Origin of the sequence: Streptomyces sp. NPDC047315 (assembly GCF_040643215.1) — a bacterium.
GTDB lineage: Bacteria > Actinomycetota > Actinomycetes > Streptomycetales > Streptomycetaceae > Streptomyces.
Genome location: NZ_JBEYTZ010000004.1, coordinates 108,956 through 131,303 on the forward strand (window position 1 = coordinate 108,956; position 22,348 = coordinate 131,303).

17 protein-coding genes, 2 tRNA genes and 1 pseudogene are annotated in these 22,348 nt (G+C 72.7%); 4 read left to right on the top strand and 16 right to left on the bottom strand.

Annotated features, from left to right (window positions below; translation table 11 throughout):
* Nucleotides 1-31: 31 nt before the first annotated feature.
* The 6 genes and pseudogenes from ABZ842_RS05585 to leuS all read right to left on the bottom strand — a co-directional run bounded on the left by ABZ842_RS05585 (nt 32) and on the right by leuS (nt 9,836).
* Nucleotides 32-841: an arylamine N-acetyltransferase gene (locus ABZ842_RS05585; RefSeq protein WP_361532111.1), complete on the bottom strand. Its 810-nt coding sequence runs from the start codon at nt 839-841 to the stop codon at nt 32-34.
* Between the two features lie 151 nt (nt 842-992).
* Nucleotides 993-3,641: pseudogene (locus ABZ842_RS05590) on the bottom strand (ComEC/Rec2 family competence protein); the annotation flags it as partial.
* The gene (locus tag ABZ842_RS05595) at nt 3,638-4,495 is read right to left on the bottom strand and encodes a ComEA family DNA-binding protein (protein ID WP_361532114.1); all 858 of its coding nucleotides are present in this window, start codon (nt 4,493-4,495) and stop codon (nt 3,638-3,640) included. The pseudogene ABZ842_RS05590 and the gene ABZ842_RS05595, both read right to left, overlap by 4 nt.
* A 529-nt stretch (nt 4,496-5,024) precedes the next feature.
* Nucleotides 5,025-5,870, bottom strand: a complete 846-nt coding sequence (locus ABZ842_RS05600; protein ID WP_361532117.1) for a DegV family protein — start codon at nt 5,868-5,870, stop codon at nt 5,025-5,027.
* 119 nt (nt 5,871-5,989) lie between these two features.
* Complete coding sequence (locus ABZ842_RS05605; RefSeq protein ID WP_361532120.1) at nt 5,990-6,769, bottom strand: hypothetical protein; 780 nt, start codon at nt 6,767-6,769, stop codon at nt 5,990-5,992.
* A gap of 193 nt (nt 6,770-6,962) precedes the next feature.
* Complete coding sequence (gene leuS / locus ABZ842_RS05610) at nt 6,963-9,836, bottom strand: leucine--tRNA ligase (protein ID WP_361532123.1); 2,874 nt, start codon at nt 9,834-9,836, stop codon at nt 6,963-6,965.
* A 604-nt stretch (nt 9,837-10,440) separates the two neighbouring features.
* On the opposite strand from leuS, the gene ABZ842_RS05615 reads away from it, so the two are divergent.
* Nucleotides 10,441-11,763 carry a hypothetical protein gene (locus tag ABZ842_RS05615; protein WP_361532126.1) on the top strand — a complete coding sequence of 441 codons (1,323 nt, stop codon included), beginning with the start codon at nt 10,441-10,443 and terminating at the stop codon, nt 11,761-11,763.
* Nucleotides 11,760-13,352 (top strand): NADH-ubiquinone oxidoreductase-F iron-sulfur binding region domain-containing protein, encoded by a 1,593-nt coding sequence (locus tag ABZ842_RS05620; RefSeq protein ID WP_361532129.1) that lies wholly within the window; start codon nt 11,760-11,762, stop codon nt 13,350-13,352. The genes ABZ842_RS05615 and ABZ842_RS05620 overlap by 4 nt, the downstream gene beginning before the upstream one ends.
* Before the next feature lie 107 nt (nt 13,353-13,459).
* Here ABZ842_RS05620 and ABZ842_RS05625 read toward each other — a convergent pair.
* From ABZ842_RS05625 to ABZ842_RS05640, 4 genes are all read right to left on the bottom strand, one after another.
* Nucleotides 13,460-13,532, bottom strand: a tRNA-Ala gene (locus ABZ842_RS05625).
* Nucleotides 13,533-13,680: 148 nt separating this feature from the next.
* A complete protein-coding gene (locus ABZ842_RS05630; protein WP_361532132.1) occupies nt 13,681-13,914 on the bottom strand; it encodes a hypothetical protein in 234 nt (77 codons plus the stop codon).
* Between the two features lie 3 nt (nt 13,915-13,917).
* A complete protein-coding gene (locus ABZ842_RS05635; protein ID WP_361532135.1) occupies nt 13,918-14,082 on the bottom strand; it encodes a hypothetical protein in 165 nt (54 codons plus the stop codon).
* 71 nt (nt 14,083-14,153) lie between these two features.
* Nucleotides 14,154-15,614, bottom strand: a complete 1,461-nt coding sequence (locus ABZ842_RS05640; protein WP_361532138.1) for an MFS transporter — start codon at nt 15,612-15,614, stop codon at nt 14,154-14,156.
* A gap of 103 nt (nt 15,615-15,717) precedes the next feature.
* Here ABZ842_RS05640 and ABZ842_RS05645 point away from each other — a divergent pair, with 103 nt between their 5' ends.
* On the top strand, nt 15,718-16,647 hold the full coding sequence (locus ABZ842_RS05645) for a helix-turn-helix transcriptional regulator (RefSeq protein WP_361532141.1): 930 nt from the start codon (nt 15,718-15,720) through the stop codon (nt 16,645-16,647).
* Between the two features lie 93 nt (nt 16,648-16,740).
* On the opposite strand, the gene ABZ842_RS05650 is transcribed toward ABZ842_RS05645, so the two are convergent.
* The 6 genes from ABZ842_RS05650 to ABZ842_RS05675 form a co-directional block, all read right to left on the bottom strand.
* Nucleotides 16,741-16,813: transfer RNA gene (locus ABZ842_RS05650), tRNA-Ala, on the bottom strand.
* 108 nt (nt 16,814-16,921) lie between these two features.
* Nucleotides 16,922-17,536 carry a histidine phosphatase family protein gene (locus ABZ842_RS05655; protein ID WP_361532144.1) on the bottom strand — a complete coding sequence of 205 codons (615 nt, stop codon included), beginning with the start codon at nt 17,534-17,536 and terminating at the stop codon, nt 16,922-16,924.
* 38 nt (nt 17,537-17,574) lie between these two features.
* A complete protein-coding gene (gene rsfS / locus ABZ842_RS05660) occupies nt 17,575-18,006 on the bottom strand; it encodes a ribosome silencing factor (RefSeq protein ID WP_361532147.1) in 432 nt (143 codons plus the stop codon).
* Between the two features lie 177 nt (nt 18,007-18,183).
* Nucleotides 18,184-19,974, bottom strand: a complete 1,791-nt coding sequence (locus ABZ842_RS05665; protein ID WP_361532150.1) for a LytR C-terminal domain-containing protein — start codon at nt 19,972-19,974, stop codon at nt 18,184-18,186.
* A 19-nt stretch (nt 19,975-19,993) separates the two neighbouring features.
* A complete protein-coding gene (nadD, locus tag ABZ842_RS05670; RefSeq protein WP_361532153.1) occupies nt 19,994-20,638 on the bottom strand; it encodes a nicotinate-nucleotide adenylyltransferase in 645 nt (214 codons plus the stop codon).
* A gap of 47 nt (nt 20,639-20,685) precedes the next feature.
* Nucleotides 20,686-20,835: a hypothetical protein gene (locus ABZ842_RS05675; protein ID WP_361532156.1), complete on the bottom strand. Its 150-nt coding sequence runs from the start codon at nt 20,833-20,835 to the stop codon at nt 20,686-20,688.
* Nucleotides 20,836-21,212: 377 nt separating this feature from the next.
* Between ABZ842_RS05675 and ABZ842_RS05680 the strand changes: the two genes are divergently transcribed.
* On the top strand, nt 21,213-22,340 hold the full coding sequence (locus ABZ842_RS05680; RefSeq protein WP_361532159.1) for a M48 family metallopeptidase: 1,128 nt from the start codon (nt 21,213-21,215) through the stop codon (nt 22,338-22,340).
* Nucleotides 22,341-22,348 lie beyond the last annotated feature (8 nt).

Sequence of the window (22,348 nt, forward strand, 5' to 3'; positions counted from 1 at the left end):
CCCGCGGGGTCGCAACGGGCGACTGCGCAGGTCAGCGGCGCGTCGCGTCGCGCGGATCGGCGGGCAGCCGGTCCAACACGATCCCGAAGTGGTCGCGGTAGGCCGCGAGGACCGCGGCGTCGTCGGACAGCTGCTCCGTGTGCCGCTCGCCGTGTGCGGTGGTGACCAGGGTGTGACCGCTGAGCGTGAGTCGCCCGTCCTCGGTGAGCCGGGAGCAGACCAGGGACTGCGTGAAGTGGGACCGCGGCGACGTGCTGTGCCACCAGGCTCCCGCCGTGAAGTCCGCCAACACCCGCGGCCGGGTCTCGATGCGGAACTGCGGCTTCCCGTCCCGGTACAGGTCGAGGTCCCCGTGGTCCCCATGGATCCCGTCGCCCCACTCGCCCCCGGTCTCGACCAGCCGGAACGTCCCGGCCGGGTCCGATTGGTCCTCGCGCAGGTCGAAGGCGAGGGGGTGGTGGGTGTGGTCCCCGAAGCCGACGTCCACGAGCCAGCGCCCGGCGGCGTCCTCCGTCTCGACCAGCAGCACGAGGTGGTCGTAGGGGATCCCCAACCGCCCATCCTCGTCGAAGACCCGCGCCTGGAGGTGGGTGACGGCGTACCCGAGGTCCTTCAGCAACGCGGCGAAGGCACCGTTGAGTTCGTAGCAGAAGCCACCGCGCCCCGCGCCCACGATCTTGTCGAGCAGCGGCTTCTGCTCCAACACGATCTCCTCGCCGAGGTGCACCGAGAGGTTCTCGAACGGAACGGTCCGTAGGTGGCGCAGCTGCAACTCGCTCAAGTGCGCGGCGTCCGCGTGCCGCGGGCGGTCCATCCCCAGTCGAGCGAGGTATGCGTCCATGGGGACAGTGTGACCCGGACCGGGCCCGCGCGGCATCGTCTGCCGCCCGGCTTGGTCCCAAGGTCCGAGCCCTGGGGGACCTGCGACCGAGCGACGCCCCGGTCCGGAGGCCGAGCGACCGCGGGCTGCCCCGACGCGTGCCGCGCAGGGCCGCGCGCAGGCCGGTGCCCTCGCCCGTCACCGCGATCGGGCCGTGCTCGTCGGTGCGCAGCACCACCGCTCCCCCGGCCCGCAGCGCCCGGACCGTACGGGGCGCGGGGTGGCCGTAGCCGTTGTCCCGGCCGACGGAGATCAGCGCGAGGGCGGGGCGCAGCGCGGTCAGCAGGCCGGGGTCCTGGTGGGCGGAGCCGTGGTGGGCGACCTTGACGACGTCCACCCGGGGCAGCCCGGGGTGGGCCAGCAGCAGGCCGCGCTGGGCGGGTGGTTCGAGGTCGCCGAGCATCAGCAGGGTGGGGCCGGCGGCGACGCGGACGAGGAGGGTCACGCTCGCGTCGTTGGGGCCCTCGGGCGGCGGCCCCGTCGCCGCGGTGGGCGCGGCGGGCCACAGGACCTGCCAACTCAGCCGTCCAACGGTGCGCCGCTCCCCTTGGGCCGCGGGCAGCAGGGGCACACGGGCCTGCTTCGCCGCGCGGCGCACGAAGTAGCTCTGCTCGCGCGGTTCGTCGAACGTGGTGGTCTGCACGGCGCCGACCGCCCGCCCCTTGAGCACCCCGGGAAGCCCCCGCACGTGGTCGGCGTGGAAGTGGGTGAGCACGACCAGGGGAACGCTGGTGACGCCCAGTTCGCGCAGGCAGCGGTCGACGGCTTCGGGGTCGGGGCCGACGTCCACCACCACGGCGGACCCCGCTCCGGCCGCCAGCACTCCCGCGTCCCCCTGCCCCACGTCGCACATCGCGAAGGACCAGTCGGGCGGCGGCCAGCCGGTGATGACGCGGGTCAGCGGGGCCGGGCGGACCAGAGCACACAGCAGGAGCAGCGCACCGGCCGCGGCCACCCAGGGCCGGCGGGGCAGGCGGCGGACGATCAGCACGGCGAGGCCCGTGGCAGCGGCCAGGAGCATTCCGCCGCGCCAGCCGCCCGGCCAGTCCACCTGTGCCCCGGGCAGCCCGGCACCCGTGCGGGCGACCGCCGCGATCCACTCGGCGGGCCACCCGGCACCCGCCGCCAGCACTTCGGCCGCCGGCATCGACACTGTGGCCGCAGCGAGCGCGGCGAAACCGAGGACGGTCACCGGGGCGACCGCGAACTCCGCGGCCAAATTGCAGGGGATGGCGGTCAGACTGACCTTCGCGGCGAAGACCACGACCACGGGGGCGCACACGGCCTGCGCCGCCCCGGACGCGGCCAGCACCTCGGCGAGCCTGGGCGGCACCCCCCTGCGGACCAGGGCCGCGCTCCACCCAGGGGCGACGACCAGCAGCGCACCGGTCGCGAGGACGGAGAGCGCGAAGCCGTAGCTGCGGGCCAACCCCGGGTCGTAGAGCACCAGTAGCAGCACGGCACCTGCGAGGGCCGGCAACAGCGACCGTCGGCGCCCCGTGCCGATGGCGAGCAGGGTGATGGCGCCGCAGACCGCCGCCCGCAGCACGCTCGGCTCGGGCCGGCACACCACGACGAACGCCAGCGTCAGTCCGCCGCCGACGAGCGCCGTCTGGCGGAGCGAGATACCCAGCCGTGGGGCGAGGCCGCCCCGCTCCGCTCGGCCCGCTCTGCTCGGCGGCCCGATCAACAGCATCAGCACGATGGTGAGGTTGCTCCCCGACACGGCCAGCAGATGCGTGAGGTCGGTCGCCTCGAACGCCGTCCGCAGTTCGGGGGTGATCCGTGCGGTGTCCCCGACGGTGAGCCCGGGAACCAACGCACGGGCGTCCGCGGGCAGTCCGTCGGTCGCCACCCGCAGCCCTGCACGCAGCCGGCCCGCGGTACGTTGCACGGCGGACGGGGCGCCGACGACCTCGGGCGGCCGGTCGGCGCCGACCGTGATCACGGCCACGAAGCGGTGCTCGCCGTCCATCGGCGGGGCGAGCCGCGCCGTGAGCTTCAGCCGGGTCGACGGCAGCAACTCCCGCCAGCGCGCGAGCGCCTGCGGTGCCTCCTGGGGCCGGACCAGGAGCAGCACCGGCGTACGGACGGCTTCGGACGTCCCGGCGGGCCCGGCGATCCGCAGCGCCTCGGCCTCGATGGCGAGCGGCCGTTCGGATGGCACGCCGCCGTCACCGCTCCCGCGAGGGCGGGTCGGTCGCGGGTCCGCAGTGACGGACAGCTCCACGGTGGCGTGGGCGTAGCGCTCGGCGAGCCCGGGCAACGGCCCTCGGCGCAGGTCCGCGCCCTGCAACCCGGCGGCGACGATGCCCGCGCCCGCGCACAGCAGGACCGCCGCGAGCGCGGTCGCATGCTGCCGGTGCCATCGCCCCGTACTCCCGCCCGGCCTCGACGGCCCGCGCCACGGCGGCCGTCGGGCCCGGGAAGAGGATGCGTCGTGCGGGGGCAGGTCGAACGTCTCGGTGCGGTACGGCTCTTGGGGGCGTCCGCGACTGACGGGCACCCGGCCGGCGCGAGTCCCGCTGGCCCGCGTCCGTAACCACCGGGCGACCATCGGCACCAGCAGCACGGCCGCCGACGCGAGGCAGAGCGCCGCGCTCGGCGCCGTCCACCGCCCGGGCGCCCCCACGGCCAGCGCCGCGGCGCCCCAGGCGGCCACCGCGGGCAGCACCAGGCGCAGATCGACCGGCCCCTCCCAGCGGGGGTGGGACGCGCCCAGCCGGTGACCGGACTCGGCGTGGACGGCTGGGCGCCTCATGGCCGTACGAGGGGCTTGAGGTCGGCGAAGCGCCGGGCGCCGATCCCGTCGACCTCGCGCAGCTCGTCGATGGACCGGAAGCCGCCGTGCTGCGTGCGGTAGTCGACGATGTGCTGGGCGAGCACGGGGCCGACGCCGGGCAAGGTGTCGAGTTGCTGCACGGTCGCGGTGCTCAGGCTCACCGGGCCGGGCGGTCGCACCCCCGTCGCGGCGGCCCCCGCGACGGCTCCGGCAGCATCGACGGGTGGCCCGCCGGGCGGCGCCGCGCCCGGCGGCAGCGGCACCCCGACCACGACCTGCTCCCCGTCCACGAGCACCCGTGCGCGGTTGAGCCCGGTCAGATCAGCGCCGTCCTTGGGGCCTCCCGCGGCCGTGAGGGCGTCGGTGACCCGGGAGCCGGCGGGCAACTTGAGGACCCCCGGCCGCCGCACCTTTCCGCTCACGTCCACCACGATCCGCCCTCCCGCCCCCGCCCCGGGCGACGACGGCGCACCGGGCACGGGAAACTCGGATGACTGGGATGCCTGGGACGACTCGGATGACGGGAACGACCCGGGCGACTTCGCCAAGGGCGCACCCCGCTGGACCAGTTCAGGAGCGCGGACCGTCTCGGGCCGGCCCAGCCAGAAGTGGTACACCGCGAACGCCGCGGCCACCGCCAACACGACGGTCAGCGCAGCGAGGGACCTCGGCTCAAGCCCGCATCTGAGCTGCAGCCACACCGGCAGTCGATCCCGCAGCGCGAGCGCCGCGCGACGCAGCGCATCGCCCCGCCCTGGCTCGACCGCAGGTCCCCGGACCCCCGGGTGGAGGCCGGCGCCCGCGTCGGTGCCCGGCTCTTCGGCCGTCGGCACGGTGCGCACCGGCTCGCCGGGAGCCCGGGCACCGAGCAGGAACGCATCCGCCCTCGCGCGGGCGTGGGCAACGGAGGCGTGGCCCGGCGTGGGACGTCCGACGCGTAAGCGTGGTGGGCCGGCCCTCCGGCGGCCTCGCCCCGGCCCTCGGCCCGCGGCCAAGCGGCCGGAACCGACGGCACTGACCGTGGCCGAGCTCGCGCCCGAGCCCCAGCCCATGTCCACACTCGCGCCCGGGCCGGGCGGCCCCGAGGCGGAGTCCCGCGCGGGGACCGTGACCGGTCGGCGCCGTGGACGAACGCGACCGTCGGACGTCGGGCCCCGGCCGGGCCCACTGCTTACAGAGCGTGATCGAAGAGTCATGCGTACGACCGTAGGCACCTTCGACGGATCCCGCTGAACCCGCCCAAATTCCGTGGATAACCACCGCGTTGTGGATAACTCCGTCACCCACACGGGGAGCTAACGGCGCCACGCCACGCCTCACGACCGTGCATCCGGCGCTACCGCACCCCCCGCCCCGTGCCGCTCAGTGCGGCGAGACCACCGCTCCCAGCAGCCCCGGCCCCGTGTGCGCCCCGATCACCGCACCCACCTCGCTGACGTGCAGCTCCGCCAGCCCCGGCACCCGCTCCCGCAGCCGCTCGGCCAGCGTGGCGGCCCGCTCCGGAGCGGCCAGGTGGTGCACCGCGATGTCGACGCTGCCCGCCCCCGCGCACTCGACGGCCAGCTCTTCCAACCGGGCGATCGCCTTCGAGGCCGTCCGCACCTTCTCCAGCATCTCGATCCGACCGCCGTCGAGTTGGAGGAGCGGTTTCACCGCGAGCGCCGAACCCAGCAGCGCCTGCGCCGCCCCGATCCGGCCGCCGCGCCGCAGGAAGTCCAGCGTGTCGACGTAGAAGTACGCGGCGGTCCCGGCGGCCCGCTTCTCCGCCGCGGCCACCGCCTCGTCGAGCGTGCCGCCGCTCTCCGCGGTCTCCGCCGCGGCCAGCGCGCAGAACCCGAGGGCCATCGCCACCATCCCGGTGTCCACCACCCGCACCGGCACCGGAGCGTTCTTGGCGGCCAGCACGGCCGCGTCGTACGTGCCCGAGAGCTCGGCGGACAGATGCAGGGAGACGATGCCGGTCGCGCCCGCCGCCGCGCACGTGCGGTACGTCTCGGCGAAGACCTCCGGGTTCGGCCGGGACGTGGTCACCGGACGCCGCTTCTGCAGGGCGGCAGCGAGCGAGCGCGCCGAGATCTCCGTACCCTCTTCCAGCGCCTGATCGCCCAGGACCACCGTCAGCGGCACCGTCACGATGCCGTGGTGCTCCACGGCCGGCGGCGGCAGGTAGGCCGTTGAATCGGTGACGATCGCGACATGGGGGGACATGACCGGGAGGTTACCGGTCAGCGGCGCGGCACGGCAGTCCGACCCCTCGGGCGCCTCGACGATCTCCACACCCCGGCCGGCCGCGGGGCCCGGCGGTCGCAGCACCGCAGCCGAAGGCGTCAGTTGGTGGTCTCGGGGCGGGTCGTCTTCTGCCAGGGGTAGTGCTCCTGACGCGGATCCCTCGCGGTGATCGCCGGCGGCTCGGGCTCGGCCTCCCGCTCCGCGCGACCAGCGCCAGTCCCCGCACCCGCACCCGAGCCTGCAGCACCCGCGGCCGGCTGCGCTGTGTGCCCCGTGTCCTCCTCCGCCCAAGAACGCCCGGGGGACGAGCTCGACGCCGCACCGGGCTCAGAGCTCTCGGTCCAGTGCCGCAGCGCGCCCGCCTCCATGTCGATCTGGGTGCTCAGCACGTCGAGGTCGTCCTCGGCGAACTTCTGCGCCCGGTCACGGGCGGCCCACCTCAGCGACTCCGCCGAGTGAACGATTCGCTCCATGCGCTCCCGCAGCTCCGGAAGCCGCGCCGCCACCGTGCTCCGGTCGGGCTCCCGCTCCAGCCGCTTGAGCTCGTCGTCCAGCTCGTGTCCGTGCACGCTGAGCCGCTCGAAGAGGGCGATCGACTCCGCGAGCCCCGCGTCCTCCGCCACGCCCGCCTTCAGCGCGTCCTGAGTGGCCCGCATCGAGGTCCGCAGCGACAGCCGGAGCTGGGCGAGCTCCCCCGCGACCCCGACCTGGCCGAGGCTCTTGGCCCGCAACGTGGTCTCTTCGACGGTGCGCCGCGCCTGCGTGACCGTACGCTCCACACCGCGCTTCGCCGCACCCACGGCCTTGACCGTGACAAAAGCCCCCAAAGCGACGAAGGCGAAGAAGAGCAGCGCCAGAATCAAGATCACGGCTTCCATGGGCGGCCCTTCGACATCGGTTGTGGTCCTTCCAACGGTAAACGGAACGGGCGGGCCGCGGGTTCCAGCAGAACCCTCAGCCCGCCCGTAGGAAGAACCCTGGTGTGCCCCCGAGAAGGAACCCGGAGAAAACCCCGAGGGCAGCACCGCCCGAAAACGGTGCTACCCCGGAGGGCGTTCCGCGGCCACGGCGTTACGCAGGGACGATGTTGACCAGCTTGGGCGCCCGGACGATCACCTTCCGGATGCCGGCGCCGTCCAGCGCGGCCACGACGGCCGGGTCCGCCAGCGCCAGCGCCTCCAACTCCTGCTCCGAGATCGAAGGCGGCACCTCCAGACGCGCCTTCACCTTGCCCTTGATCTGCACCACGCACGTCACGGCCTCGTCCACGACGTACGCCGGATCGGCCACCGGGAAGGGCTGGTGCACCACCGAATCGGCGTGCCCCAGCCGCCGCCACAGCTCCTCGGCGACGTGCGGCGCCAGCGGCGCGACCAGCAGCACCAGCCGCTCGACCACGTCCCGCGGCACCGCCCGACCCGCCTTGGTCAGGTGGTTGTTCAGCTCGGTGATCTTGGCGATGGCGGTGTTGAAGCGCAGCCCCGCCATGTCCTGGCCGACCCCGTCGATGGCCTTGTGCAGCGCCCGCAGCGTCGCCTCGTCGGCCGTGCCGGCGTCCGCGACCGCGACCTCCCCGGTCGCCTCGTCGACGACGTTGCGCCACAGCCGCTGCAGCAGCCGGTACTGGCCGACGACGGCCCGGGTGTCCCACGGCCGCGAGACGTCCAGCGGCCCCATCGCCATCTCGTACAGGCGCAGCGTGTCCGCCCCGTACTCGGCGCAGATCTCGTCCGGAGTGACGGCGTTCTTCAGGGACTTGCCCATCTTGCCCAGCTCGCGCTTGACGCGCTCGCCCTCGTAGAAGAAGCCGCCGTCCCGCTCCTCCACCTCCGCGGCCGGCACCGCGAACCCGCGGGCGTCCCGGTAGACGTACGCCTGGATCATGCCCTGGTTGAACAGCCGGTGGAACGGCTCCACGGAGGAGACGTGCCCCAGGTCGAACAGCACCTTGGACCAGAACCGCGCGTACAGCAGGTGCAGTACGGCGTGCTCCTGACCGCCCACGTACAGGTCGACGCCGCCGTGCGGCTTCTCCTCGTCGGGCCCCATCCAGTACCGCTCGATGTCCGGCGCGACCAGCTCGCGGTCGTTGTCCGGGTCCAGATAGCGCAGCTCGTACCAGCACGAACCCGCCCAGTTGGGCATGGTGTTGGTCTCGCGGCGGTACCGGCGGGGGCCGTCGCCCAGGTCCAGGGTGACGTTCACCCAGTCCTCGTTGCGCGACAGCGGGGTCTCGGGCTCGGTGTCGGCGTCGTCCGGGTCGAAGGTGCGCGGCGAGTAGTCGTCCACCTCGGGCAGTTCCAGCGGCAGCATCGACTCGGGCAGCGGGTGCGCGACGCCGTCCTCGTCGTAGACGATCGGGAACGGCTCGCCCCAGTAGCGCTGCCGGCTGAACAGCCAGTCCCGCAGCCGGTAGGTGACCGTGCCCTCGCCGATGCCCTCCTCGCGCAGCCAGCCGATCATCTTGGCCTTGGCCTCGGCGACGTCCAGGCCGTCCAGGGAGATCCGGTCGTTGGCGGAGTTGATCGCCGGCCCCTGGCCGGTGTACGCCTCGCCCTCCCAGCCCTCGGGCGGCCGTACGGTCCGGATGATCGGCAGCTCGAACGCCTCCGCGAACTCCCAGTCCCGCTCGTCCTGTCCGGGCACGGCCATGATCGCGCCGGTGCCGTAGCCCATCAGGACGTAGTCGGCGACGAAGACGGGGACGCGGGTGCCCGTCACCGGGTTGACCGCGTAGGCGCCGGTGAACACACCGGTCTTGTCCTTGTGCTCGGTCTGCCGCTCCACGTCGCTCTTGTTCTGCGCCTGCTTGCGGTACGCGGCCACGGCGTCGGCCGGGGTCGCGGCGCCGCCCGTCCAGGCCTCCTTGACGCCCTGGGGCCACTCGGCGGGCAGGATGGAGTCGATCAGGTCGTGCTCGGGCGCCAGGACCATGTACGTGGCGCCGAACAGGGTGTCGGGGCGGGTGGTGAAGACCGTGACGGCAGCGTCCTGGTGGCCCTCGACCGCGAAGTCCAGCCGGGCGCCCTCGGACCGACCGATCCAATTGCGCTGCTGCAGCTTGATGGCGTCCGGCCAGTCCAGTGCGTCCAGGTCGTCCAGCAGCCGGTCCGCATAGGCGGTGATCCGCATGTTCCACTGGCGCAGGTTGGCCTTGAAGACGGGGAAGTTGCCCCGCTCGGAACGGCCGTCGGCGGTGACCTCCTCGTTGGCCAGCACGGTGCCCAGGCCGGGGCACCAGTTGACCGGGGAGTCGGAGGCGTACGCCAGCCGGAACCCGCCCAGGACCTCCGCGCGCTCCGCCGCGCTCAACTCGCCCCACGCGCGCGTGGTGCCGGGCACCGCGCGCCCCGCCTCGAACCGGGCGACCAGCTCGGCGATCGGCCGGGCCCGCCCCGCCTCCTCGTCGTACCAGGAGTTGAAGATCTGCAGGAAGATCCACTGGGTCCAGCGGTAGTACGCGGGGTCGATCGTGGCGATCGACCGGCGCTGGTCGTGGCCCAGGCCCAGCCGGCGCAGCTGCCGCTTCATGTTCTCCATGGCGGCTTCGGTGGAGACCCGGGGGTGCGTGCCGGTGGCGATGGCGTGCTGCTCGGCGGGCAGGCCGAAGGCGTCGAAGCCCAGGGTGTGCAGGACGTTGTGGCCCGTCATGCGCTGGTACCGGGCGTACGCGTCGGTGGCGATGTAGCCCAGAGGGTGCCCGACGTGCAGTCCGGCGCCGGAGGGGTACGGGAACATGTCCATGATGAACTTGCGCGGCCGGGCCACCACCTCGGGGTCGCCGACCAGATCGCCGCTGGGGTTCGGCGTCTCGTAGGTGCCCTCGGCCTCCCAGACGTCCTGCCAGCGTGCCTCGATGTCGGCGGCCATGGCTGCCGTGTACCGGTGCGGCGCGGCCACCTGCGCAGCAGATGCGGCAGCAGCGGCGGAATTCATCTCGCTCATGGTCCTCAAAGCTCCATCGATCGTCTCTGCTTGCGGTCGGGACGGGCTCGTGGCCCACCGTCGAGTGGCCCACAAACAAAAGGACCCCTCGCACAGGAGGGGACGCCGCGCCGATTCCGACCGGATTCTTCATCCGTCGGGACTGATCAGCGCGGCTCGCTAAGCAGAAGGCGTACGGCACGCATGGCGTCAGGGTACCGCAGCGGCCCTCACGGACGCGCGCGGGTGCGGGGCGCGCAGTGTCGCACGAAACCCGTCGCCGAACCCGCTGATCGAGACGAAGTCCGGGAGATCGAGACGAGCGGAGGCCACCGCCGTATCCAACGGCATGGAGATCGAGGCACGAAGAACGCGGCACGGAGGTCGAGGCGTGACAGCCGGGGCGCGGCGGGCCGGGCGTGGCAGTCGGGGCACGGGGGTCGGGGCACGGGGGTCGAACGGCCGCCCGGCCCCCTTACCCCGCGTATCGCCCCTATCCAGGGCAAGGTCAACCGGCATTGACGCCATCCGCCCTTCCGAAACCGGCAAACCCCGAACCGCTCGGTATGCGTCGACCTAGCATGCGACCACCGGGACCGCACTTCCCGCACCCTCGGAGCCGCCCATGAAGCCCCACCGCAAGAGCCGTTCGTCGCCGGTGCCCCGTGCAGGGCTCGGCCGCCCGGTGCGGGGCGGGCTATTGGTGGCCGCGATCGGGTGCCTCCCGCTGATCGCCGTCGGCAGCGGCGACGACGTCCGCGCAGCGCTGGACTTCACCACCGGCGTGCTGTCCCTGGTGGCGCTGACCGCGTCCGTCGCCTGGGGGCTGCTCGCCACCGACCGACTGCTGCTCTCCCCGCGGCATCGACTCGTCGCGCAGGCCGTGCACCGGGCGACCGCGGTCGCAACGCTCGGCTTCCTGTTGCTGCACGCCACCGTGAAGGTCTCGCTCGGGCACGTGTCGCTGTTCGGCGCGCTGGTCCCCTTCGGGCTCGGGGTGACCAGTACGGAGGGTCTCATCGGCTTCGGAGCGCTGGCTGGGGTCCTCACGGTGGTCGCGGGGGCGACCGGGGCGCTGCGCAGCGCCCTCGCCGGCAACGTCCGGGCCGCGGGGCGCTGGCGGTCCCTGCACGTGCTGGCGTATCCCGCGTGGTGCTCCGCCCTGGTGCACGGGCTGTTCGCGGGGCGCCCGGCGCCGCCCTGGGTGGTGGCGGCGTACGGTGCGGCGCTGCTCGCCGTCGCGGGCGCCGTCTCCTTGCGACTGCTGCCGCGCCCCGTGCAGCGCCGGCTGGCGTCGAGGATCGTCGCGCTGACGGACGGCGGACGGGAGGGCCGGCACCAGGAGGCGCCGGCGGCGCCCGGGGCCCTCACCGACCGCCCGCCGCGCGCCCGCACGGCTCCAGCCGCACATCAGCGCGTACGGCCCGGCGTGCGGCCCGGACCGGACGTCGGACGGACGGGGCTGGGCGAGCGCCCGCAGCGACCGCGCCTCGCGCCGCCGTCCCCGCAGTTGTACGAAGTGCCGCCGCCCCCTGTCCCCGAGCCGGCCGCACACAGCAGGGACCTCGGCGCCGACTCCCTCTCCGGCACGGGGATGTCGGCCGCCTATTGGGCGGTCTCCCGCGCGCGCGGGACCGGTGCGACGGTGCCTTGGGCCGAGCGCGTGCCGATGACGGAGGAGTTGCCCGTCATACCGGAGCAGAGGCACCCGCCCGGAGCGTGGCCCACGCCCTCCCCCGCACCCCCCGCACCGCCGGCCGTTCCGCCCCAGCAGCCCCTTCCGTACGGCCACCACGCCCCGACGCCGTACGCCGATCAGGCCCCGAACGTCCCACCCACCCAATACGACACGTACGACGCGTACGACGACACCGCCGGCGCACAGCCCGGGCCCCACCCGCCGCGGGCCGGCGAGCCCTGGGGCGCGCCCGTTGGAGACCGACCGTGAACGACCCCCTCCCCGACGTCCCCGAAGTCCGCGTCGTCGGCCTCCCCCAGCTCACCCAGGGCTTCGACCTGGTCGAGCGGCTGGACCTCTCGATGCACCTGAAGGTGCACGGCCCCCTCGAACCGATTGCGGGCGAGCTGCTGGCGCGGCTGGCCGAGGAGGTGTCCCTGCGCGGCCGGGGCGGCGCGGGCTTCCCCTTCGGCCGGAAGCTGCGCGCGGTGGCCGCGTCCGCGATCCGCCGCGGGGTGCGGCCCGTCGTCGTGGTCAACGGCAGCGAGGGCGAGCCCGCCTGCCGCAAGGACACCGTGCTGTTGAACCGCTCGCCCCACCTGGTCCTCGACGGGGCGCTGCTGGCGGCCGAGGCGCTCGGTGCCCGCACCCTTGTCGTCGCGGTCACCCGGGACTCCACCGAGATCTCGATCCGGGCGGCGCTCGCCGAGCGGGGCCTTTCGGATCGGCGCGGACAGCCGATGCGCGTCCGGATCGTCAGGACCCCGGAGCGCATGGTCTCCGGCGAGGCGTCCGCGGTGATCCGGGCGATCAACGGCGGTCCCGCGCTGCCCCCCGGCCGTCGAGTGCGCGCCGCCGAGAGCGGCGTGGGGGGCGCGCCGACGCTGCTCTCCAACGCCGAAACGTTCGCTCAGCTCGCGGTCGCCGCTCGGATCGGGTCGCGGCGCTACGGCTGCACCGGCACCGCGACGGAACCGGGCACGGTCCTGCTGACGATCTCCGGGGCCGTGGCGCGGCCGATGGTCGTGGAGGTGCCGACGGGGGTGCCGCTGCGGTACGTGCTCCAGCTCGCCGGCGCCCCGCCGGAGCCCGCCGGGGTGCTGACCGGCGGCTACCACGGCGAGTGGATCGGCTCGGCCGCGGTCCACGAGGCGGTGGTCTCGCGCGAGTCCCTGGCCTCGGTGGGCGGCTCGCTCGGCGCGGGCGCGATCTTGCCGATCGGTCCTGACACCTGTCCGCTGGGCGAGGCGCTTCGGGTCGCGCACTGGCTCGCCGCGGAGACGGCCGGCCAGTGCGGACCGTGCAGGCTGGGCCTCCCGGCCGCGGCCGGAGGGCTGGCGGACGTCATCAACGGTGGCGGTCCGACCGCCCTGGAGGCCCTGCGCGAGGTGACCCGGGCGGTCAAGGGCCGGGGGGCGTGCAAGCACCCCGACGGCTCGGCACGGTTCTTCGCCTCCACGCTGTCCGCCTTCACCGACGACCTGGCCGCCCACGTGCTGTACGGCGGCTGCGGACGGGAGACGGAAGGGGTGCTTCCGCTGCCGTTGCCGGACCATCGGGACGCGGCGGAGTCGGCGCGGAGCAGCGAGCGGATCGTCATCGACTGGACGCTGTGCCAGGGCCACGGCCTGTGCGCGGACGTCGTGCCGGAGCTGATCCGGATCAATCCGGACGGCTATCCCTCGGTGGCGGACGCCGTGGTGCCGGTCCAGCTGCGGGGGCGCGCGCAGCGTGCCGTACGCCGGTGTCCCGCGCTGGCGATGCGCATCGAGCAGACGGCCCCGTCGGGTTCGGACGGTGCGCCGCGTCCGGTGCTGCCCGCCCCGCGCCGCAGGGCGCTGGGCAGCGGCCCGCGATGAGGGCCCTCAGGCAGGGCAGGCCCTGAACAGGGCAGAACAAGAATCCCGCCGGACCGATGGGTCCTGGCGGGATCTTTGGTGTCCGTCCCTCGTCGAGACGGAGACTGTGGAGCTAAGGAGAATTGAACTCCTGACCTCCTGCATGCCATGCAGGCGCTCTACCAACTGAGCTATAGCCCCTTGCGAGATGTCGCCCGGCCGGTTTCGTTCTCCGTGTCGCGGCGACGTCGACAACATTAACGCTCATCCGGGCGCTTCACCAAATCCGTTTCCGGCGCCCTGCCGGGGCCGTCCCCAGGTGCGGCGCCGGACCCGGCTAGAGCCCGGATCATGCCGTGGCGAAGGAGTAGAAGCGCTTCAGTGCGCAGTGTTCGTCCAGCAGGCGGCCGTAGATCGGCTCGCCCTCCAGCTCCCGGTACGTCTCGATCGGGTCGCCCTTTATGATCAGCGCCCGTGCGCATTCCTCGCACCAGTACTGGTAGTCGGGGTTGATCGGATCCATGTCGCGAACGATGGGCGTACCGCTGCCGCACCAGTCGCATTTACGCCTGTGTGCCCCCATCAGTCAGCTCCAGCAGTGGCCGCAGGACGTGCACACGTAAGAGACTCCACCATTGTCGCCGAGGACCTGGGCGACATGCGCCGATCCACAGGACGGGCAACTGAGGAGGGCACGCGCGTCCACCGCGGCGAGCAGGGCGTCACCGTCCTGGCTCGTACTGGCGGACATCGTGCTCTCCTTCCCGTTCCGGCCGGTGTCCCCTCCGGCCGTCCGATTCTGTCACGACCAGGGCTGTTAGGTCAGCGGCGTTCGCGCACGAGATGGGCCGCGGCCCCCACGACGGACACGAGGGCCAGCGCGAGCGCACACCACCACCAGCCCTGAGCGGACCCCTCCGCTCCGACCGTCGCCCGCCGACTGAGGAACAGCGTGCCGAAGACGGCCACCCCCAGGACCTGTCCCAGTTGGGTGACGGTCACCAGCAGTCCACTCGCGTCGGGCGCGCCTTCCGGACGCACGGTCGCCAACGCACCTGCCAGAACGGGGCTGAAGGCCATCGCAAGGCCCGCTCCGAAGCCGACGAGCGCGGGCAGCAGCAGGGGTCCGCCACCCCCGCCGCCCCGCCACAGGAGCCCGCAGACGGCCGTCGAGAGCCCCGCGAGGGCGAATCCCGCGGGGACCAGCGCCGGTTGGAGCCGCGCCGGCCAGCGCTGCCAGGTCAGCCCCACGAGGCCGAAGGCCAGGGCCGTCGGCGCGAACAGGAGCCCGGCGCGCAGTGCTGCGTAACCGAGTCCGTCCTGTACGTGGAGCGCTGCGGCGAAGACGAAGCCCGCGTTCACGGCCATCGCGACGGCGATGCCGAGGGCGGCCCGTCCCATGCCCGGGATCCGTAGGACGCGCGGGGCGATCAACGGAGCGCCACCGCGCCGCGCGAGCCGTGACTCGTACGCGAGGAACGCGCCGAAGACGACGGCGGACGTCGCGAGCCCGACCCAGGTCCAGGCGGGCCAGCCCGTCTCGTGGCCGAGCACCAAAGGCACCGTCAACAGGCAGACGGCGACGGCGAGCAGGACGAGCCCCGGCAGGTCGAGGCCGCGCGCGGACCGGTCGCCGTGGTCGCGCGGCAGCACCCGCAGCCCCAGCAGCAACAGTGCCGCCCCGATGGGGACGTTCACCAGGAAGACCGGCCGCCACGTCAGGCCGAAGAGGTCCGCGCTGACCAGGACCCCGCCGACCACCAGCCCGCAGACCGCGCCGAGGGCGAGCACCGCGGAGTACGCACCGAGCACGCGCGCGCGTGCCTCGCCGACGAAGTTGCGTTGGATCAGGCTGAGCACCTGGGGGATCAGCAGGGCCGCCCCCGCGCCCTGGACCAGTCGGAAGCCGACCAATTGCCCGGCGTCCGCGGCGAGTCCGCAGGCGAGGGAGGCGGCCGTGAAGAGGGCGAGCCCGCCGATCCAGGCCCGTCGGTGCCCGATCAGCCCGCCCAACCGTGCGCCGGTGACCAGGAGCACGGCGTACGCGATGGTGTAGCCGGCGGCGACGAGTTGCAGCCCGGCACCGGACGCGCCGAGTTCGGTGCGCAGGGTGGGGATCGCCGTGCTGACGATGAAGGTGTCCAGCAGCGCCATGAACTGCGTGCCCAACAGGGCAACCAACAGCAGGCCGGGCCGTTTGCCGCGGCGATTGTCAGTGCCGGGCTCTTTACTGGACGTACGGACGTCGCCGGGTTCGGGCTGCCGGGAGGAGGTGGTCGACATGACGAGGAGCCTGCCGACTGTCCGGTACGGGTACCGAGAGCCCGCTGATTCTGGTACTGGCAGCACCTGGCACGGGACGGCAGTGGCGTCGAGCATGGGGGGTGTGACGACGATGACGACCGCCGACGGCGCGGATGGCACCACCGGGACGGGCCGAACGGCCGGGGCGGAGCGGCACGGCGGCAGGCGCTCCTGCCGTCGCCGGCCGGAGCTCGCCGCCTTCCTGCGCAGCCGCCGGGCCCGGGTGACCCCCGCCGACGTCGGCATGCCGCCCGGCGCCCGGCGGCGCACTCCGGGGCTGCGCCGCGAGGAGGTGGCCCAGCTCTCCGGCGTCGGCGTGACCTGGTACACGTGGTTGGAGCAGGGAAGGCCGATCAATGCGTCGCCCCAGGTCCTCGACGCGATAGCGCGCACGCTGCGGCTGGGCCCGTCCGAGCGCCAGCACCTGTACCACCTGGCGCAGGTGCCGTACGAGCAGAAGGTGTGGGAGGACCCCACCGGGGTGGGGCCCGAGGTGCAGGGCATCCTCGACGCCCTCGACCCCCGCCCCAGCGTGGTCTACAACGCCCGGTACGACGTCCTGGCGAGCAACCGGAGCTACGACAGGCTCTTCCGGAGCGAGCTGTTCCTGGGCAAGGGACGGGGCAACGTGCTGTGGACGCTCTTCGTCGCGGCGGGGTGGGACCAGTGCCCGGTGCGCTACCCGGAAGTGGAGCTTCCACTGATGGTGGCGCAGTTCCGCGGGGCGTACGGGCGGCACGTGGGCGAGCCCGCCTGGGACTCGTTCGTCAAGGAGCTGTCGACGGCCAGCGAGCACTTCGCCGAGCTGTGGCGCAGCGGGGACGTCGTGCTGCCGGGGCCGCGGATCAAGACGTTCCGCCATCCGGCCGTGGGCGTGATGCGGATGTCCTCGGTGTCCATGGAGATCAACGGCATGCCCGAGTGCCGGCTGGTGGTGTACACCCCGGGCGACGAGGAGAGCGGGCAGCGGCTGGACGGGCTCCGGGAGCTCGACGAGCAGGGGGCGCTGTGAGACGTACGGCCCGCCGAGAGGGCAGGCGCCGAGGGGGGTACGGTGCGGCACATGAGAAATCCCGCCCTCGGAGGAGGACGGGATCTCGGTGTGTGGAGCTAAGGAGAATTGAACTCCTGACCTCCTGCATGCCATGCAGGCGCTCTACCAACTGAGCTATAGCCCCTGGTGTTCTTCGCGCTCGGCGCTGCGAACAAGAAGAACTTTAGCCTGCGACCAGCCGGAAAGTGAAATCCGGTGAGGCGGGGCCGCCGGGCCGGGTGAACGGCCCGGGTCAGGTGTCGTCGCCCAGGACCGGCTCGGGCAGCGTGCCGGCGTTGTGCTCCAGCAGACGCCAGCCGCGCGCGCCCTCGCCGAGGACGGACCAGCAGCAGTTGGAGAGGCCACCGAGGCTCTCCCAGTGCCGGGAGTCCAGGCCCAGGAGGCGTCCGATGGTGGTGCGGATGGTGCCGCCGTGGCTGACGACGACCAGGGTGCCGTCCTCGGGCAGCTTCTCGGCGTGCTCCAGGATGACGGGGGCCGCACGGTCGGCGACCTCGGTCTCCAGCTCGCCGCCGCCCCTGCGCACGGGCTCCCCGCGCTTCCACGCCGCGTACTGCTCGTGGTGGCGCTCGATGATCTCCTGGTGGGTCAGGCCCTGCCAGACGCCCGCGTAGGTCTCGCGCAGGGCTTCGTCGTGCACGACCGGCAGCCCGGTCACGTCGGAGAGCTCGGCGGCGGTGGCCGCGGCCCGCTTCAGGTCGGAGGCGACGATCGCGTCCGGCTTGAGGGAGGCGAGCAGCCGGGCGGCGCGACGTGCCTGGGCGATGCCGGTGTCGGTGAGCGCGATGTCCGTGGTGCCCTGGAAGCGACGCTCAAGGTTCCACGCGGTCTGGCCGTGCCGCCACATGACCAGGCGGCGGCCGGAGCGCTTGTACGCGTCCTCGTTCAGCGCAACTCACCGTCCGGGCCTCCGGTCAGCTCCGCGTGCTCCTTGCCCTTGCCGCGGGTCTTCGCGGCGTCCTCGGGCAGGGGCAGCTCGGGGCAGTCCTTCCACAGCCGCTCCAGGGCGTAGTAGACGCGCTCCTCGCTGTGCTGGACGTGGACCACGATGTCGACGTAGTCGAGGAGGATCCACCGGGCTTCGCGGTCGCCTTCGCGGCGCACCGGCTTGGCCCCCAGCTCCTTGGACAGCCGCTCCTCGATCTCGTCGACGATCGACTTGACCTGGCGGTCGTTGGGCGCGGAGGCGATGAGGAAGGCGTCCGTGATGGACAGCACATCACTGACGTCGTACGCGATGATGTCGTGCGCGAGCCGGTCGGCCGCGGCTTGCGCGGCGGTGTTGACGAGCTCGATGGAGCGGTCCGTAGCGGTCACAAAGCTGGCTTTCTTCGACGGTCGGATACCACCCAAGGGTCTCACGGACGGCTGACAACCCCCGCCTCCTTTGTTGACGGCCCCTTGCAGGCCCGGGCCGGGCCCGTAATAGGGCCGGTCCGGGCCCACAGGGGGCCGTCGGCGCGGTCGGTCAGCCGTCTCGGCGAGTGCGGTGGATCACCCCGTGCGGAAGTCCTTGCCGAGGACGACGCTGACGTCGGCGTTCGGGGGCGCCTTGCCCTGCTTCACCGCGCCGGCCGGGAGGCCGAGCGTCTTGGCGATCTCCGCCGCCTCCGCCTTCCGCCCCTCGTCACCGTAGGTGACCTGGGATGCGTCGGCGGTGTCCGCCTTGCCGCCGTCGACGACCGCGTAGCCGGCGTTCACCAGCGAGATCCGGGCCTTCTCGGTGGCCGCGGCCTCCCCGGTGGCGTTCCTGATGCCGACGCGGACGGCCGCGCCCTGTTCGGGGGCGGTCACGGAGCCGCCCAGGACGTTCTTGACGACATCGACGGACGCCTGCTCGCTGAGGGTGCCGTCCGGCTGGACGGGCAGCAGCGTCGTGGTGTGGTCGCCGCCCTTGGCGTGGTCGGCGAGCTTGGCGAGGGAGGCCCCGAGGTCCTTCTCCGTCAGCGAGGGGTCAAGGATCTGCGCCAGGGTCTCCACGGTGACCGTCGCGGACTGCGCGTCGCTCGGGAACTTCTTCAGCACGCCCAGCATGACCTGGCCGAAGCGCTGGAGCTGCTGCGCCTCGGACTCCTTGGGGCCGAGGTGGGTGGCGTACGCGACGGCCGCGCGGCCGTTCAGCGTCTGGTTCTCGCCCTTGCTCACCAGCGGGGCGGCGCCCTTCTTCTCGCCGGGGACCTCGGTGTCCGTCGTCAGGTCGATGGAGCCGACGAGTTCGACCAGGTTCTCCAGGAAGGGGGTGTCGAGCCGCCACGTACCGCTGATCTTCGCACCGAGGAGGGCGCCGACGGCCTCGCGGGTGCCGGCCGAGCCGTCCTCCTCGACGGACTTGCCCAGGGTGCTGGCCGCGCCGTCCTCGCCGGCGACGCCGAGGGCGTTCGGGAGCAGCACCGTGGTGCCCCGGCCGGCGGTGACGTTGTCGACGAGGAGCACGGTGGACGTGCCCTTCTTCTTGGTGTTGTGCAGGTGCACCACGATGACGTCGCGCTTCTGCGGGCCGCCGGCCGAGCTCTTCTCGCCGTCGTCGGACAGGCCGGGCAGCTTGCCGGCGGCCCAGAGGTAGCCGACGCCGCCCACGGCGAAGAGCGCGAGCACGACGGCGAGCGCGATGACCCGGAACCGACCGCGGCGCCTGGCCTCCTCGCGCCGCTCGGAGCGGCTCTCGGTGAACTTCAGCCAGTCGATGACGTCTTCGGACTCGCCGTTCTCCTCGATGAAGGAGAACTGCTCGGTGCGGTAATCGCGCTCTTCCGCGCCCTCGTCCCCCGCCCGGCGCTGGCCGGGCACGGAAAGAGGGCTCTCGGCCGGCGCAGCCCCCTCGAACGCCTCGGGGCGCTGGTGGGGCGCGGCCTGCTGCGGGGGGACGCTCCACTGCTGGGTGGTGTCGACGGCGGGCTGCTGGCCGGTGTCGTAGTCATACGCGGCGGGGGCCTCAGGGGCGTAGCCGGCGGTGGGATAGCCGCCGGCGTCGTAGCTCCCGGTGGCGTAGGGGTCGGAAGCGTAGGCGTCTGGGGTCGCGGGAGCGGGGGCGTCGTAGCCGTACGCATGCCCCGGGGCCTGACCCTGAGCCTGGCCCGGCTGCGCGTCGTGGGGCTGCTGCGGCTGTTGCTGCCCGTAGGGGTCGTAGCCGTACTGCTGTGAGGCGTACGTGTCGTACCCGGAGTGCTGCTGGTGTTGTTGGGGCTGGGGCTGCTGATAGACCGGCTGCCCGTACTCGTCGTAACCGATGATCTGCGGAGGTGGGTAATACGGGTCGTACGGCTGAGGCTGCTGCTGGTCGTTCACCGGGGCCCCTCTCCGCGGCTCAGTCGCCGCGGTACAACTGGCGCTTGTCGATGTAGCGCACGACACCGTCCGGCACCAGGTACCAGACCGGATCCCCCTGGGCGACCCTCGCCCGGCAGTCGGTCGAGGAGATCGCCAGCGCGGGGACCTCCACCAGGGAGACCTTGCCCTCGGGGAGCCCGTCGTCCGTCAGGTCGTGGCCCGGACGCGTCACCCCGATGAAGTGGGCGAGCGAGAACAACTCGGAGGCGTCCCGCCAACCGAGGATCTGGGAGAGCGCGTCGGCTCCGGTGATGAAGAAGAGGTCGGAGTCCGCGTTGAGGGCGTGCAGGTCCCGCAGGGTGTCGATGGTGTACGTCGGGCCGGGCCGGTCGATGTCGATCCGGCTCACCGAGAACTGGGGGTTGGACGCCGTGGCGATGACCGTCATCAAGTAGCGGTCCTCGGGCGGGGACACGGTCTTGTGGGTCTTCTGCCACGGCTGCCCCGTCGGCACGAACACCACCTCGTCGAGGTGGAACAGGGCGGCCACCTCACTGGCCGCCACCAGGTGGCCGTGGTGGATCGGGTCGAACGTCCCGCCCATGACGCCGAGTCGACGACGGGCCGGGCCGGGGCCCGAGGCACCGGGCCCGGCTCCATTGGCCACTTCCTGCTCTCCCATGCGTGCAGAGCCTACTGGCACGTTCGTGCGGACCGCCCGGTCGGGACTCAGCGGTCGCGGTTGAAGCGGGTCGTGATCCACAGCAACAGGAGCAGCGCGGCGAGGGCGCAGGCGCCGATCAGGAGCGGGCTCAGGCTTTCGTGACCGCCACCCTCGGCAAGGGTGACCAGGTCGGCAGCAGTGCTTGTGAGGCTCATCTTCAGCGGGACCAATCGATCGGTTGCGGGGCGGAGAGACTTCGGGCACATCGTATGCGGGCGGGTCGGGCACGCTCACGCCGACTCAGACGTTGTCGTTGTCACGGTGCCGTCCATGCGGTGCCGGCGGGTGGAGAACGGACGGGGCGACCGGTGGATTTCGGGGGCCAACACCCCTCGGCGAGCGGCGATCCGGAGTTATCCACAGGCTTCGGCGGACCTGGACGCCAGCGCCTAGGCTGGAGGTCGTCAGGGGGGCGAGCCGTCCGTTCGCACAGCCGTCGCATGCGCACGGACGTACACGAGTACGGACGCATACGAGCACAGACGCACATGAGCACCATCACATGCACCATCGGTTCACACAGGGGGCTGGAATGACCGAAAGCAGTCAAGAGAACGTGCCGAGCAGGCAGCGCCGCCGCTTCCCGGGCATCTCCTCCCGGGCGTACGAGCATCCCGCGGACCGCTCGGCGCTGGTCGCCCTGCGCAAGCTCAGCGGCTTCGACACCGTCTTCAAGGCGCTGAGCGGACTGCTGCCGGAGCGCAGTCTGCGCCTCCTCTTCCTCTCCGATTCCGTTCGGGTGAGCGACGCCCAGTTCGCCCATCTGCACGCCATGTTGCGGGACGCCTGTTACATCCTCGACCTGGAGAAGGTCCCTGCGATGTACGTGACGCAGGACCCGCGCCCCAATGCCATGTGCATCGGCCTGGACGAGCCCATCATCGTGGTGACCACGGGTCTGGTGGAGCTCCTGGACGAGGAGGAGATGCGGGCCGTCGTGGGCCACGAGGTGGGCCACGCCCTGTCGGGCCACTCCGTCTACCGCACGATCCTGTTGTTCCTGACGAACCTGGCGCTGAAGATCGCCTGGGTGCCGCTGGGCAATGTGGCGATCATGGCCATCGTCACGGCACTGCGCGAGTGGTTCCGCAAGTCGGAGCTGTCCGCGGACCGCGCGGGGCTGTTGGTGGGACAGGACCTCCAGGCGTCCATGCGCGGTCTGATGAAGATCGCCGGTGGCAACCACCTCCACGAGATGAACGTGGACGCCTTCCTGAAGCAGGCCGAGGAGTACGAGGCCGGCGGCGACCTGCGCGACTCCGTGCTGAAGATCCTGAACGTGCTGCCCCGCTCGCACCCGTTCACCACGGTCCGCGCCGCGGAGCTGAAGAAGTGGGCCGAAAGCCGCGACTTCCAGCGCATCATGGACGGCCACTACCCCAAGCGCGACGAGGACAAGGACACCTCGGTGACGGACTCCTTCCGCGAGTCCGCCTCCCACTACGCGGACACGGTGCGCACCAGCAAGGATCCCCTGATGAAGCTGGTCGGCGACATAGCCGGCGGCGCGGGCGACCTCGGCGGCAAGCTCCGCGACAAGTTCGCGGGCAACGGCAGCCGCGGCGGCTCGTCCGCGGGTGGCAAGGATGCCGGCGGCTCGGACACCGGCAGCAAGGACACCGGCGGCTCGGGCAGCGGTAGCGCCGGCAGCGAAGGCTGACGACACCT

What these genes read in the sequence shown, in the direction of transcription:
- ABZ842_RS05585 (WP_361532111.1), bottom strand. Translation starts at nt 841, where the DNA reads ATGGACGCATACCTCGCTCGACTGGGGATGGACCGCCCGCGGCACGCG.
- ABZ842_RS05600 (WP_361532117.1), bottom strand. Translation starts at nt 5,870, where the DNA reads ATGTCCCCCCATGTCGCGATCGTCACCGATTCAACGGCCTACCTGCCG.
- leuS (WP_361532123.1), bottom strand. Translation starts at nt 9,836, where the DNA reads ATGAGCGAGATGAATTCCGCCGCTGCTGCCGCATCTGCTGCGCAGGTG.
- ABZ842_RS05605 (WP_361532120.1), bottom strand. Translation starts at nt 6,769, where the DNA reads ATGGAAGCCGTGATCTTGATTCTGGCGCTGCTCTTCTTCGCCTTCGTC.
- ABZ842_RS05630 (WP_361532132.1), bottom strand. Translation starts at nt 13,914, where the DNA reads ATGGGGGCACACAGGCGTAAATGCGACTGGTGCGGCAGCGGTACGCCC.
- ABZ842_RS05675 (WP_361532156.1), bottom strand. Translation starts at nt 20,835, where the DNA reads ATGAGCCTCACAAGCACTGCTGCCGACCTGGTCACCCTTGCCGAGGGT.
- ABZ842_RS05615 (WP_361532126.1), top strand. Translation starts at nt 10,441, where the DNA reads ATGAAGCCCCACCGCAAGAGCCGTTCGTCGCCGGTGCCCCGTGCAGGG.
- ABZ842_RS05655 (WP_361532144.1), bottom strand. Translation starts at nt 17,536, where the DNA reads ATGTGGCGGCACGGCCAGACCGCGTGGAACCTTGAGCGTCGCTTCCAG.
- nadD (WP_361532153.1), bottom strand. Translation starts at nt 20,638, where the DNA reads ATGGGAGAGCAGGAAGTGGCCAATGGAGCCGGGCCCGGTGCCTCGGGC.
- ABZ842_RS05640 (WP_361532138.1), bottom strand. Translation starts at nt 15,614, where the DNA reads ATGTCGACCACCTCCTCCCGGCAGCCCGAACCCGGCGACGTCCGTACG.
- ABZ842_RS05635 (WP_361532135.1), bottom strand. Translation starts at nt 14,082, where the DNA reads ATGTCCGCCAGTACGAGCCAGGACGGTGACGCCCTGCTCGCCGCGGTG.
- ABZ842_RS05680 (WP_361532159.1), top strand. Translation starts at nt 21,213, where the DNA reads ATGACCGAAAGCAGTCAAGAGAACGTGCCGAGCAGGCAGCGCCGCCGC.